This is a genomic window from Gulosibacter sp. 10 (assembly GCF_900163695.1).
Lineage (GTDB): Bacteria > Actinomycetota > Actinomycetes > Actinomycetales > Microbacteriaceae > Gulosibacter.
The window spans coordinates 22082-35810 of sequence record NZ_FUIC01000001.1 but is presented as its reverse complement, the minus strand read 5'-3'; the positions used below and the strand labels follow the sequence as shown (position 1 = coordinate 35810).

Here is a 13729-nt window from a genome sequence, read left to right as displayed (position 1 = left end):
GCATGGGGGACTGTGTGGGAGAGTAGGACACTGCCGGACTCTTTTTGAATGAAGTGTGGGAGGCCCTGATCTGGGGTCTCCCATACTTGTTTTTCCGGGGCCGTGGTCGGGCTCGGGGTGTGGAAGCGGGGATATCCGTGAGGGGTATCCCCTTTTCGCGGTTTCCGAGACCGGACGGTGCCCCGGGACCATGCGATGCGTTCGACACCGCGTGCAGCCGGCTATCTCGCGACGTAGAAGAGGCGCTTGTTGACGAACTCGTCCATGCCGAGCGGCCCGAGCTCACGTCCGTATCCCGAACGCTTCACCCCGCCGAACGGCATCTGGGCGGTCTCGGCCTGAGCCACGTTGACGTGCGCCATCCCGGTCCGCAGCCGGCGGGCCACCCGAGCCGCGCGGGTTTCGTCCCGCGAGAAGACCGATCCGCCGAGCCCGTAGACCGAATCGTTCGCGAGCCGGATCGCCTCCTCCTCGGACGAGACCCGATACACCACCGCGACAGGGCCGAAGAGCTCCTCGCGGTAGGCGCGCATCTCCGGGGTGACCCCGGTGAGCACGGCGGGGGAGTAGTAGCTGCCGGGGCCGTCGAAGAGCTCACCGCCGACATGGAGCGTCGCCCCCTTCGCAACGGCATCCCGCACCTGCTCATCGAGCTGCTCGGCGGCCCGCCGGGACGAGAGGGGCGCGAACGTCCCGGGAAGCTCCTCGGCGGGATCGCCCGGGACGAGCCCCTCCGCACGCGCGATCAGCTCGCGGACGAACTCGTCGTAGATCTCCTCGGCGACGATCATCCGCTTGTTCGAGTTGCAGGCCTGTCCGGTGTTCTCGATCCGCACCGCCCAGGCGGTATCGGCGATCGCCGCGACGTCCTCCGAATCGAGCACGATGAAGGGATCCGATCCGCCGAGCTCGAGCACGGCCTTCTTCAGGTGCTTTCCCGCGAGCTCGCCGATGATGGCGCCCGCCCGTTCGGAGCCGGTGAGCGACACGCCCTGCACCCTGGGGTCGGCGATGATGCCGGCAACCTGTTCGTGGCTCGCGAAGACCGTGCCGTAGGCGCCCGCGGGGAGCCCCGCGTCATCCATGATCGATTGGATGGCCAGCGCCGAACGCGGGCAGGACTCGGCGTGCTTCAGCAGGATCGTGTTGCCCAGCATGAGGTTCGGAGCCGCGAAGCGCGCGACCTGATAGTAGGGGTAGTTCCACGGCATGATGCCGAGCAGCGGTCCCACCGGCAGGTGCTGGATCACGGCGCGGTCGCGCGAGAGGGTGTCGATCTCGCGGTCCGCCGCCAGCGAGGCGCCGTGCTCGGCGTAGTAGTCGAAGATGTCCGTGCAGAAGTCCACCTCCGCCTCGGCCTCGGAGCGGGGCTTGCCCATCTCGAGCGTGATGATGCCGGCCAGCTCCTCCCTCCGCGCGGAGAAGGCGCGGGCGATCCGCCGGACGTACTCGCCCCGCCGCCCGATCGGCTCTTCGCTCCAGGACTCGAACGAGCGCTGCGCGGAGGCGACGGCCTGCTCGATCTCGGCGTCGGCGGCCGGGGCGAATGTCTCGACCAGCGTTCCGTCGACGGGATTGACGACTCGATACGGGCTCGATGCTGCGGGATCGACGGTCACGGGCGGTTCCTCTCGACGGGGATCGTGGTCATTGCCACGGCCAGCCTGTCACGCCCGCCTGCGTGCTGCGGAGGCGGCTCGATGCCGCACTGCCTTCCGGCGCCGTCGGGTGGCCGCGTACAATGGTGGATGATAATTCCACAGTGCACCGATGAAGGGAACGAGCAATGGCTGAAGAACGCCGCGATGAGGGCAGGGACCGCGACGGTTCCGGCGACCGGCACCGCAAGGGGCAGTACCGGGGAGATTCGCGAGGCCGACGTTCCCGTGATGGTGCACGAGGCGAAGGAACGCGCCGCGACGACCGCGGCGGCCGATCCTCGCAGGACGGCGACCGTCGGCACGACGACCGCCGCTACGATCGCGGCGGAGAATCCCGCGGCGGCCGCGACGGCGGCTACCGCGGCCGGAAGGACGGCGACCGGGATCGCCGGGACGGTTACGGCCGCGGCAATGATCGACGCGACGACCGGGGACGGGAGCGCGGCCCGCGCGACGGCCGCGACCGGGAGTACCGCGGCGACCGCGAGGGCGGATACCGGGGGAACCGGGACGGCGGCTATCGCGGCGGACAGGGCCGGGACGGCGATCGTCGCGACGGCTACGGTCGGAGCGACGACCGCCGCGGCGGCTACCGGGGCGACGGGCGCGGCCGGCCCCGCGACGACGACCGGCGCAGAGATGGCGGTCGCGGAGGTTACTCGCGCGACGGCGAGGAGCGCGGCGGTCGCCGCCGCGACTTCGATCGCGGAGACCGCCCCTTCCGTCAGCAGCGCGACGGCGGCGATCGGCGCGGTTCCGACCGGCGTGGCTCCGATCGGCGCGAGGGAGATCGCCGTGACGGCGACCGCCGCGATTTCGCCCGCCGTGAGGATCGCCCCCGCGGCGACCGCCGCGATGGCGATCGGCGCGGCTGGGACCGTCGCGACGGCGATCGACGGGATGCGCCCCGTCGCGAGGATCGTCCGCGCGGCGACCGGGGCCGTGACGACCGCTCGCGCGGGGATCGCCGCGACGGCGGATTCGGGGGAGACCGGCGCCGCGACGACCGCGGCCCGCGGCGGGACCACGGCGGTCCGCGCGGCCGCGACCGCTCCCACATCGATCCGAGCGAGGGCGTGCGCCTGCAGCCGGAGCGCCCCATCGAGCTGCGCGCGGTGCGCGCCGAGCACGAGGATCCCGAGATCCCCGAGGGCATCACCGATCGCGACCTCGACAACAAGGCGCGGATGGAGCTGAAGACGCTCTCGAAGGAGAACGCCAGCTTCGTCGCGAAGCATCTCGCGATGTCCTCGATGCTCATCGACAGCGATCCGGAGCTCGCGCACCAGCACGCGCTCAGCGCATCCCGGCGCGGCGGCCGCATCGCCATGGTCCGCGAGACGCTCGCGATCACCGCCTACACCATCGGCGACTACGCCCTCGCGCTGCGCGAGCTGCGCACCTACCGCCGCATCTCCGGCAAGGACGATCAGCTCGCCCTCATGGTGGACTGCGAGCGGGGGCTCGGCCGACCCGATCGCGCCCTCGAGCTGGGCCGCACGGCCGACCGCGACGCCCTGCCCGCGGCTCAGCGCGTGCAGCTCGCCATCGCGATGTCCGGTGCGCGCCTCGATCAGGAGCAGCCCGAGCTCGCCCTGGCCGAGCTCGAGATCCCGCAGCTCGACCGCACGCGGGCCTTCGAGTACAGCCCCGCGCTGTTCGCGGCCTACGCCACCGTTCTCGAAGACCTCGGGCAGACCGCGGAGGCCGCCCAGTGGCACTCGGCGGCCCGCCGGGCCGAGGCGGCGCTCGAAGCCGTCTCGCACAACGAGTTCGAGACGATCGAGATCGTCTCCGAGGAGCTCGAGTCCGACGAGCCCGAGCAGGAGGAACGCGAATCCGAGGAGCGCGAGCCCGAGGAGCGCGAGCAGACGGCGCTCGAGGCCGAGCCGCGCACCGCCGACGAACCGGTCGAGTCGGTCGATGCGGTCGAGCCCTCCGAGTCGGTCGAACCGGCCGAGTCGTCCGCGTCGGTTCAGCCGACCGAATCGGTCGAAGACTCCGCTGCAGCGGTCGATTCCGCGGACGACGGAGACGATGCGGCCGTCGCTGCCGAGACCGGCACGGCGGGATCGCCGGCGGCGCCGAGCGCCCCGGTGGACCTCGAGGACCTGCCTACGGGCGCGGAGCTCGAGAGCGAGATCCAGGCCGAGTACGAGGAGCTCATCGCCCAGATCGAGCAGGAGGCGGACGCCGAGGCCGCCGCCGCGACCGCGGGGGACACCGCTAAGACCGTCGCTGCCGGCTCGGGTGTTGCGGGCTCAGGTGTTGCCGGTTCGGACTCTGTCGAGTCGGACGCTGTCGAGTCGGACTCTGTCGAGTCGGACTCTGTCGAGTCGGACGCTGCCGGTTCGGACCCTGTCGAGTCGGACGCTGCAGGCTCGGATGCTGCCGAGCAGGACCTCCCGGCCGAGCAGGAACTCCCGGCAAGCCAGGACATCGAGGTGGAGCTCATCGACATCGAGCCGAAGCCCGAGCCCGAGTCGGCGCCCGAGCAGGCCGCGAAGTCGGCGGCCGAGGGTACCGTTGAGGGCGGATCCGAGGATTCCGAGGCCGCTTCGAAGAAGACCGGGAAGCGCGAGGAGTCCGACGAGGACGGGGACGACGAGCAGCTCTCGCTGTTCGACATCTGATCTGTTCGACACCTGAACTGAGGGGCGGCCGTTCCGCGGCCCCCCCCGACCATCCGCATCCACCACCACGACCGGCTCCGCCACATCGAGGAGAGAAACTTGGCACTATTCCGCAGCGGCACCGGCCAGGGCCCCGCGCCGCTCGAGGGCGTCGACGTCATCCTGGCCGATCTCGACGGGGTCGTCTACCGGGGGCCGAACGCCGTTCCCCACGCGGTGGACGCGCTGAACCGGTACGCCGGCGAAGGCCGTCGCGTCGGCTACATCACGAACAACGCCTCCCGCACCGACGAGGCCGTGGCGGCGCACCTGCGCGACCTCGGACTGCGCACGGAGGCGGAGGACGTGGTGACGAGCCCCCAGGCCGCCGTCCGCATGCTCGGCGAACTCGTCGAGCCCGGCGCCCTCGTGCTGGTGGTCGGCGGCGAGGGGCTCGTGGACGAGCTCCGGAAAGCGGGCTTCCGCGTCACGCGCTCGGCCGACGACCGGCCGGATGCGGTGGTGCAGGGCTTCGCGCCGGACGTCGGCTGGAAGCACCTCGCCGAGGCCTCCTTCGCGCTCGCCCGGGACATCCCCTGGGTCGCCACGAACCAGGACTGGACCATCCCCGTCGAGCGCGGCATCGCCCCCGGCAACGGCACGCTCGTGTCCGCCGTGCACACCGCGGTGGCCAAGCTGCCCAGGGTCGCGGGCAAGCCCGAGACCCCGCTCTTCGAGGCCGCCCGCGAGCGGTTCGGCGCGAAGCGGCCCATCATGGTGGGCGACCGCCTCGACACCGACATCAAGGGCGCGAACGCGGCCGGGGTGGCGAGCGCGCTCGTGCTCACCGGCATCGACGGCCCCAAGCAGCTGATCGCCGCGGGACCGGCCGAGCGGCCCGACTTCATCCTCGAGGACCTGCGGGGGCTCGAGCAGCCGTATCCCGCGGTGAAGGTCTCGCATCCGGGCCCGGAGCTCGTCGACGCGCGCGTCGGCGGCGAGCACTGCGTGCTCGACGGCATCGACCTGCGCGTCCGCTCCCGGGGCAGGAACAGGCTCGACCTGCTGCGGGCCGCGTGCGCGGCGATCTGGAACTCCGACAAGCTCATCTACGCACTGCGCATCCCCGAGCACCTCTACGAGCAGTGGGACGCGCAGTCGTGAGCGAGCACGGCGAGGCGGCCGCGGACGGACGGGCGGAGCCGCCCCGGCACGAAGCCGAGTCGCTCCCGCTCGCGGAGCGCGCCGAGGCCTACGAGGGGGCGCTCGAAGCGCTCCGCGCGGCGCTCGAGGGCGCCGATGCGCCGCCCGAGGCGCCGGAGGCGTAGCGCATGGGCCGGCGACTCGACCGCGCGCTCGCGGAGCGCGGCCTCGCGCGCAGCCGGACGGCCGCCGCTCGCCTCATCGCCGACGGCGCGGTGCGCGTCAACGGCGAGCCCGCGACCCGCGCCGCCCGGACCGTGGACGAGCACGACGAGCTCGCCGTCGTCGAGCCGGACCGCTACGTGTCGCGCGCCGCGCACAAGCTCCTCGACGCGCTGGACGCGTTCGGCATCGATGTGCGGGGGAGCGCGGCGCTCGACCTCGGAGCGTCCACCGGCGGCTTCACGCAGGTGCTGCTCGAGCGCGGCGCCCGCGCCGTCGTCGCGCTCGACGTGGGCCACGACCAGCTCGATCCGCTCATCCGCGCGGACGCCCGCGTCACGGCGATCGAGGGCGAGAACGCCCGCCACCTCGATCGCGCGCGGCTCGACCGGCTGCTGCAGGCGCAGCGGCGGGACCGTCCGCCGCTGCGGGCCGAGGAGATCGCGCTCGCGACGGGCGACCTCTCGTTCATCTCCCTGCGGCACATCGTGCCGGTGCTGCCCGCGACGCTCCCGGCGCTGCGCGACGTCGTGCTGCTCGTGAAGCCCCAGTTCGAGGTGGGCCGCGCGCACGTGCGCGGCGGCATCGTCACCGATCCGCAGGTGGCGGCCGAGCGCGCGATCGACGTGCTGCGCGAGGCGCGCGAGGCCGGTCTACGGCCGCGCGGATTCCGCCCCTCCCCGGTGAGGGGCACCCACGGCAACGCCGAGTACCTGCTCTGGTGCTCCGCGGACGATCGACCCGGCGGCACCACAGGGACGGATGCGTCAGAATGGGAGGATCGAGTTCGATCCACCATCATGGAAGGGGCGGCATGACGCGACCGGCAGGGGAATCGGCCCGACGGATTCTGGTGGTGAGCCACTTCGCCCGGCAGGAGGCGATCGACACGAGTCTCGGCGTCATCGAGCATCTCGCGCAGGCCGGGATCGTGCCGGTGGTCGAGGCGCACTCCGCCACCGAGCTCTACTCGGAGCTCGACGTCGCGCTCCCGCACACGGTCGAGCGGCTCGGGGAGGACTGCGGGATCGCGGACTGCGAGCTCGTCGTGGTGCTCGGCGGCGACGGCACGATCCTCCGCGGCGTCGAGCTCGCCCGCACGGCGGACGTGCCGGTGCTCGGCGTGAACCTCGGCCACGTCGGTTTCCTCGCCGAGAGCGAGAAGGAGGCGCTGCCGAGCGTGGTCGAGGGCATCATCGCCCGCCAGTACGAGGTCGAGGAGCGGCTCGCGCTGCAGATCGACGTGGTCGACGCCGCGGGCGAGCACCGCAGCGAATGGGCGCTCAACGACGCCGCCATCGAGAAGGGCAACCGCGAGCGGATGCTCGACGTCATGATCTGGGTCGACGGCGAGCCGCTGTCGAGCTTCGGCTGCGACGGCGTGCTGTTCTCCACACCCACCGGGTCGACGGCCTACTGCTTCTCGGCCGGCGGGCCCGTGGTCTGGCCCCAGGTCGAGGCCATGGTGCTCGTGCCGGTCTCCGCGCACGCGCTGTTCGCGAAGCCGCTCGTCGTGGCGCCCGACTCGAAGCTCGAGGTCGAGGTGCAGCCGCGGGACGCCGGCGACGCGGTGCTCTGGCTCGACGGCCGACGATCCGTCGAGCTGCCCGACGGCGCGCGCGTGACCGCCACCCGATCGCCGCAGTCGGTCAAGCTGGCCCGGCTGCACCAGTCGCCGTTCACGAAGCGGCTCGTCGACAAGTTCCAGCTGCCGGTCGTGGGATGGAGGGGGCGCGCCTGATGTTCGAAGACATCGAGATCCGTGGACTCGGCGTCATCGAGGAGGCCCGGCTGCCGCTCGGCCCCGGATTCACGGCCGTCACCGGCGAGACCGGCGCGGGCAAGACGATGGTCGTGACCGCGCTCGGGCTCCTGCTCGGCGGACGCGCCTCCGCGAACGTCGTACGCAAGGGTGCCGACCGCGCGCGCATCGAGGGGCACGTGCTCGTGGACGCGGAGTCGCGGTTCGCGGAGTTCGTCGACGAGGCCGGCGGCGAGGGCGAGGGCTTCGAGGACGCGGAGGGGCGCGAGCGCTCGGCCGTCGTCCTCGCCCGGCAGATCGCCGGCAACGGCCGCTCCCGGGCCTGGCTCGGCGGCCAGTCGGTGCCCGCGGGGTCCCTCGGGGAGGCCGGCGAGATGCTCGTCGCGATCCACGGGCAGTCCGAGCAGCTCCGGCTCACGCAGGAGGGCGCCCAGCGCGACGCCCTCGACCAGTTCGGGGGCGAGGCGGCGCGGGACGCGCTGACGGTGCTCGCCGAGCGCTATGAGCGCGTGGCCGAGCTGCGCGCCGAGCACGAGCGGCTGCGGGCCGGCGCCGAGGACCGCGAGGCGGAGCGCGAGCATCTGCGCGCCCTCATCGACGCGGTCGAGGCGGTGAACCCCGAGCCGGGGGAGGACGACTCGCTGCTGCGCCGCATCGAGCGCCTCAGCAACCGCGAGCAGCTGCGCGCGGATATCGGCGGGGCGCACATGCTCCTCGCCGGCGAGGAGGTGCCCGGCGGCACCCTGCGCGACCGGGTGCGCGAGGTCCGCGCCAGCGTCGACCGCGGCCACCGGTCGGACGCCTCGCTCGACCTCGCCGTCGAGAGCGCCGCCGACCTCGAGTACGCGATCGACGAGCTCGCCGAGAACCTCGCGAGCTATCTCGCGGACCTCGACACCGAGGGCGTCGGGGAGCTCGAGGCCCTCGACGAGCGCCTCGCCGCGATCGAGGGGCTCAAGCGGGACTACGGCAAGGACCTCGTCGAGCTGCTCGAGGAGTACGAGGAGGCGGGCAGGCGCCTGCTCGAGCTCACGGGGGAGGACACGCGGCTGCCCAGGCTCACGGAGGAGGTCGCCGAGGCCGAGGCCGAGCTCGAGGCCGCCGCATCCGCCCTCACCGAGGTGCGCGAGCGCAGCGCCGCGCAGCTCGAGGTCGAGGCCACCGAGGAGCTGCGCGCGCTCGCGATGCCCAACGCGCGGCTCGTCGTGCGCGTCGAGCAGGACGAGACCATCCGCCGCCACGGCCGGGACCGGATCGAGCTCCTGCTCGAGCCGCATCCGGGCAGCGACCCCGCCCCGCTGCGCGCGGGCGCCTCCGGCGGCGAGCTGAGCCGCGTGATGCTCGCGCTCGAGGTCGTGCTCGCGGGCGCGAACCCGGTGCCCACGCTCGTCTTCGACGAGGTCGACGCCGGTGTCGGCGGCGCCGCGGCGCTCGAGATCGGCGCCCGGCTGCAGCGTCTCGCGCGCTCGAGCCAGGTGATCGTCGTGACCCACCTGGCGCAGGTCGCGGCCTTCGCCGACCACCACGTGCGCATCGAGAAGTCGACCGCCAGCGGCGTCACCAGCTCCGCCATCCGCGAACTCGACGAGGAGGGGCGCATCGAGGAGATGACACGCCTGCTCAGCGGTCTCGTGGATTCCGAATCGGGGCGCGCGCACGCCCAGGAACTGCTCCGCCGAGCCTCGGACGCCGCGGCGTCGGTCGCGAGGTGAGATAGGATTGAACCCCGTGAATGACGCATCTGCTCCGGCCCCCTCCGCGCCGATCGAAACCCCGGTCAAGCAAATCTTCGTGACGGGCGGTGTCGTCTCCTCGCTCGGCAAGGGGCTCACCGCGGCCAGCCTCGGCAACCTGCTCCGAGCCCGCGGCGTGCGGGTGGTCATGCAGAAGCTCGACCCGTACCTCAACGTCGACCCGGGCACGATGAACCCGTTCCAGCACGGCGAGGTGTTCGTCACCGAGGACGGCGCCGAGACCGACCTCGACATCGGCCACTACGAGCGCTTCCTCGACGTCGACCTCACGCGCGCCGCGAACGTCACCACCGGGCAGATCTACTCGACCGTCATCGCCAAGGAGCGGGCCGGCGAGTACCTCGGCGAGACCGTGCAGGTGATCCCGCACATCACCGACGAGCTCAAGCGCCGCATGCGCCTGCAGGCCACCGAGACCCCGCGCCCCGACGTGATCATCACCGAGGTCGGCGGCACGATCGGCGACATCGAATCGCAGCCCTTCATCGAGGCCGCGCGGCAGATCCGCCACGAGCTCGGCCGCAACAACGCGTTCTTCGTGCACGTCTCGCTCGTGCCCTTCATGGGCGCCTCCGGCGAGCAGAAGACCAAGCCCACCCAGCACTCGGTCGCCGCGCTCCGCTCCGCCGGCATCCAGCCGGACGCCCTCGTGCTGCGCAGCGACCGGCCCGTCACCGAGTCGAACCGCGCGAAGATCGCGCTCATGTGCGACGTCGACTCGAAGGCTGTCGTCAACACCCCCGACCTCTCCTCGATCTACGAGATCCCGCGCAAGCTGAGCGAGCAGGGCCTCGACGAGTACATCATCGAGCAGCTCCGCCTCGACGTCGACGGCTTCGACTTCACCGGCTGGGAGCAGCTGCTCGAGGTCGTGCACGAGCCCAAGCACACCGTCAAGATCGCGCTGGTCGGCAAGTACGTCGACCTGCCCGACGCCTACCTGTCGGTCACCGAGGCGCTGCGGGCCGGCGGCTTCGCGCACGGCTCGCGCGCCGAGATCCGCTGGGTGCCCTCCGACGAGTGCGAGACCCCCGAGGGCGCCGCGGCGCTGCTCTCCGACGTGGACGGCATCTGCGTGCCCGGCGGCTTCGGCATCCGCGGCATCGAGGGCAAGCTCGGCGCGCTCCGCTTCGCCCGCGAGAACCGCATCCCCGCCCTCGGCCTGTGCCTCGGCATGCAGTGCATGGTCATCGAATACGCCCGCCACGTCGTGGGCATCGAGGGCGCCTCCTCCTCGGAGTTCGACCCCGAGGCCGCCGACCCGGTCATCACGACCATGGCCGAGCAGATCGAGATCGTCGACGGCGGAGACCTCGGCGGCAGCATGCGCCTCGGCGCGTACCCGGCCGCGCTCCGCCCCGGCTCGGTCATCGCGAACGCCTACGGCGCCGAGTCCGTCTCGGAGCGCCACCGCCACCGCTACGAGGTGAACAACGACTACCGCGAGCGGCTCGCGGAGGCCGGCCTCGAGTTCTCCGGCACCTCGCCCGACGGCAGGCTCGTCGAGTTCGTCGAGCTGCCGACCGAGGCGCACCCGTACTACGTCGGCACCCAGGCGCACCCCGAGCTGAAGTCCCGCCCCAACCGGGCCCACCCGCTGTTCGCCGGACTCATCGGCGCGGCGCTCGACCGCCAGGCGGCGAGCCGCCTCGTCGAGGTCGAGGACGAGGCCGGCGCGGAATGACCGTCGCCGAGCAGGGCGCGGACGCGGTGCTCGAGCTCCGCGACATCCCCGAGCGGCACGAGGTGCGCTCGGAGGAGCTCGTGCACCGCGGCTGGGTCTGGAACCTCAAATCCGAGACCGCCGCGTACGGCGACGGCGAGATCACGCGGGAGTTCATCGACCACACCGGCGCCGTGAGCGTCGTCGCGCTCGACGAGCAGGACCGCGTGCTGCTGATCCGCCAGTACCGGCACCCGGTCGGCTTCCGCCAGTGGGAGCTGCCCGCCGGGCTGCTGGACGACCCGCACGAGTCGCCGCTGGTCGCCGCCCAGCGGGAGCTCGCCGAGGAGGCCGACTACGCGGCCGAGGAGTGGTCGCTGCTGCTCGACTTCTGGACCACGCCGGGCGGCTGCAACGAGTCCATCCGCATCTTCCTCGCGCGGGGGCTCACCCCCACCGGTCGGATCTTCGAGCGCGTGCACGAGGAGGCCGACATCGAGACGGCCTGGGTGCCCCTCGACGAGGCGGTCACGGCCATCCTGCGCGGCGACCTCCACAACCCCGCCATGCTGCAAGGCGTGTTCGCCGCGAACGAGGCGCGCCGCCGCGGCTGGGAGACCCTCCGCCCCGCGGACGCGCCGTGGCCCACGAAGTCGGCGGGGCCCTCGGTGCTGCCGCGGGCGCTCGCGGACGGCAACCGGGCGTGAGCACCGGGCCCGGGCCCGAGCGATCGGAACTCGGGCGCATCCTCGACCGCTATCTGCGGTTCCTCACGATCGAGCGGGGCCTGTCGCAGCACTCGGTCGCCGCCTACGAGCGCGATCTCGGCCGCTACCTCGAGTTCCTCGACGCGCGCGGCGTGCGCGAGCCGCGCGCGATCGGCGCCGAGCATCCGCGCGCTTTCGTGGCGTGGCTGCGCGAGGCGCCCGAGGAGGGCGGGCTCGGGCTCGCGGCCTCCTCCGCGAGCCGCTCCGCCTCGAGCGTGCGCAGCCTGCACCGCTTCATGGACGAGGAGGGGCTCGTCGACGAGGACGTCGCGGGCGAGCTCCGGGCGCCCAAGCTGCCCCGCCGGCTGCCCAAGGCGCTGACGATCGCGGAGGTGCAGGCGCTGCTCGACGCCGCCGGGGGAGACGAGCCCGCACAGCTGCGCGACCGGGCCCTGCTCGAGCTGCTGTACGCCACCGGGGCGCGGGTGAGCGAGGCGGTGTCGCTCGACGTCGACGACGTGATCGAGCGCGACTTCGTGCGGGTGCGCGGCAAGGGCGACAAGCAGCGGATCGTGCCGCTCGGCTCCTTCGCCCGCGAGGCGCTCGACGCGTACCTCGTGCGCGCCAGGCCGCTGTTCGCCGCGAAGGGCGCGGGCAGCCCGCGCCTGTTCCTCGGCGTGCGGGGCGGGCCGCTCTCGCGCCAGTCCGCGGGGCTCGTCCTCGAGCGGATCGCGAAGCGCGCCGGGATGCCGGGGCGGGTCTCGCCGCACACCCTGCGGCACTCGTTCGCCACCCACCTCATGCAGGGCGGGGCGGACGTGAGGGTCGTGCAGGAGCTGCTCGGGCACGCCTCGGTCTCGACCACGCAGATCTACACGAAGGTCACGGTGGACGCGCTGCGCGAGATGTACGCGACCTCGCATCCGCGGGCGCTCAAGGGGTGAGCACTACTCGTTCGTGATGACGATCGGCTCCGAGCCGTCGATCGAGATCTCGAGCTGGGCCCGGTCGATGCCGCTCTCGAGCAGGATGAGCTCCGAGCGGTAGGAGAGCCGCTCCGAGATCGCCTGGATGCGCACGCTCGGATCGCTCTTGTCGGGGGTGTCGGAGTCCTGATCCGGCGTCGCGCCCGGGGCGCCCTCCTCGCCGCGGTTCGGCGTCTCCACCGAATCGGAGTCGTCCTGCCAGGGCTCCTCGCCGCGGTCGGGCTGCTGCGCGCCGTCCGGATCGGGGCGCGGCGCCGGCTCGGGCTCCTGCTGCGAGGGCGCCGGCTCCTGCGAGGACTCGGGCTCGCGCTGCGGCGTCTCGGGCGCCTCGGGCTGAGGCCCGGGCTGCGACTCCTCGGTGGCCTCGGGCTGCGGCGCGGCGTCCTCGGGAGCGCCGTCGCCCGACCCGCCGTCGGGGGCGGGCGCATCGGACTCGCCCTGGTGCGAGAGCGGCTGCGTGACGATGCGCATCTCGAACTGGGCGCTCTCGCCGCCGAGCTCCACGAACATGCGCAGCTCGTACTGCTCGCCCTCCGCCATCGTGGCCGCGAGCTCCTGATCGAGCGCGCGGAAGGTGCTGAGCTCCTCCTCGGTGACTTCGCGGCCCGCGTCGATCACGAGGGAGGGCCACGTGTCGGGCGCCGTCGTGAGCTGCACGTGCCCGTAGGTCAGCCAGTCGGGGCGCTCGAGGGAGAGCAGCCGCTCGTACTCGTCGGCGGGGCTCTCGTGCTCGGCGACGAGGTCGAGCCAGTAGGTGGCGGCCCCGGTGGGCCCCACCTGGCTGAAGGTCGCGGTGACGGGGCCGAGGCCGTCGACGTGCTCGATCAGCTCCGTCCACTCCGACTCGCTGCGCGTGACGCGGGTGGTGCTCAGGGTCTGCTCCTCGGCGAAGGCGAGGTCCACCTTCGCGACGACGGCGATCTCCTCGTAGAGCGTGTGCAGCAGCCCGCCCGTGGCCTCGGCCTCGGCGCCCTCCGCGAGCGAGATGTCGAGCGAGTAGCCGGCCTCGCCGGTGCTGGCGGGCAGGATCTCGAAGTCGGCGGCCACGCCGGACTCCTCCACGGCGCTGCGGATGCGCTCCATCTGCGCCTGCGCGTCGTCCTTGCCGCCGGAGAAGAACACGAGCGCCCCCGCCACGAGCGCCACGACCAGCACGGCGATCGCGATCGCCGCGCCGAGGCGCCAGCGACGCATCTGGAAGGGACCCGCGGCAGACATA

At 72.7% G+C, this 13729-nt stretch carries 12 protein-coding genes; 9 read left to right on the top strand and 3 right to left on the bottom strand.

The window, feature by feature from the left end; all coding sequences use genetic code 11:
* Window positions 1–221: 221 nt before the first annotated feature.
* Together FM112_RS00155 and FM112_RS00150 are read right to left on the bottom strand one after the other, a co-directional pair.
* Complete coding sequence (locus FM112_RS00155) at window positions 222–1619, bottom strand: NAD-dependent succinate-semialdehyde dehydrogenase (protein ID WP_087002010.1); 1398 nt, start codon at window positions 1617–1619, stop codon at window positions 222–224.
* Entirely contained in the window at window positions 1616–2719 is a 1104-nt protein-coding gene (locus FM112_RS00150; RefSeq protein WP_140400513.1) for a hypothetical protein, read from the bottom strand. Before FM112_RS00150 ends, FM112_RS00155 begins: the two co-directional genes overlap by 4 nt.
* 18 nt (window positions 2720–2737) lie before the next feature.
* Between FM112_RS00150 and FM112_RS00145 the strand changes: the two genes are divergently transcribed.
* The 9 genes from FM112_RS00145 to xerD all read left to right on the top strand — a co-directional run bounded on the left by FM112_RS00145 (window position 2738) and on the right by xerD (window position 12468).
* Complete coding sequence (locus tag FM112_RS00145; RefSeq protein ID WP_176386598.1) at window positions 2738–4294, top strand: hypothetical protein; 1557 nt, start codon at window positions 2738–2740, stop codon at window positions 4292–4294.
* A 99-nt stretch (window positions 4295–4393) separates the two neighbouring features.
* A complete protein-coding gene (locus FM112_RS00140) occupies window positions 4394–5437 on the top strand; it encodes an HAD-IIA family hydrolase (protein WP_087002005.1) in 1044 nt (347 codons plus the stop codon).
* Complete coding sequence (locus tag FM112_RS16715) at window positions 5419–5601, top strand: hypothetical protein (protein WP_140400512.1); 183 nt, start codon at window positions 5419–5421, stop codon at window positions 5599–5601. The genes FM112_RS00140 and FM112_RS16715 overlap by 19 nt, the downstream gene beginning before the upstream one ends.
* Window positions 5602–5604: 3 nt before the next feature.
* Window positions 5605–6456, top strand: coding sequence for a TlyA family RNA methyltransferase (locus FM112_RS00135; protein WP_087002003.1), 852 nt, complete (start codon window positions 5605–5607; stop codon window positions 6454–6456).
* A complete protein-coding gene (locus FM112_RS00130) occupies window positions 6453–7379 on the top strand; it encodes an NAD kinase (protein WP_087002001.1) in 927 nt (308 codons plus the stop codon). The genes FM112_RS00135 and FM112_RS00130 overlap by 4 nt, the downstream gene beginning before the upstream one ends.
* Window positions 7379–9112, top strand: a complete 1734-nt coding sequence (gene recN / locus FM112_RS00125) for a DNA repair protein RecN (RefSeq protein ID WP_087002018.1) — start codon at window positions 7379–7381, stop codon at window positions 9110–9112. Before FM112_RS00130 ends, recN begins: the two co-directional genes overlap by 1 nt.
* A 16-nt stretch (window positions 9113–9128) precedes the next feature.
* Window positions 9129–10838 carry a CTP synthase gene (locus tag FM112_RS00120; RefSeq protein WP_176386597.1) on the top strand — a complete coding sequence of 570 codons (1710 nt, stop codon included), beginning with the start codon at window positions 9129–9131 and terminating at the stop codon, window positions 10836–10838.
* Complete coding sequence (locus tag FM112_RS00115; protein WP_087001999.1) at window positions 10835–11524, top strand: NUDIX domain-containing protein; 690 nt, start codon at window positions 10835–10837, stop codon at window positions 11522–11524. Before FM112_RS00120 ends, FM112_RS00115 begins: the two co-directional genes overlap by 4 nt.
* Window positions 11521–12468 carry a site-specific tyrosine recombinase XerD gene (xerD, locus tag FM112_RS00110; RefSeq protein WP_087001997.1) on the top strand — a complete coding sequence of 316 codons (948 nt, stop codon included), beginning with the start codon at window positions 11521–11523 and terminating at the stop codon, window positions 12466–12468. Before FM112_RS00115 ends, xerD begins: the two co-directional genes overlap by 4 nt.
* Before the next feature lie 3 nt (window positions 12469–12471).
* Here xerD and FM112_RS00105 read toward each other — a convergent pair whose 3' ends face one another.
* On the bottom strand, window positions 12472–13728 hold the full coding sequence (locus FM112_RS00105) for a hypothetical protein (protein WP_140400511.1): 1257 nt from the start codon (window positions 13726–13728) through the stop codon (window positions 12472–12474).
* Window position 13729: the final 1 nt, after the last annotated feature.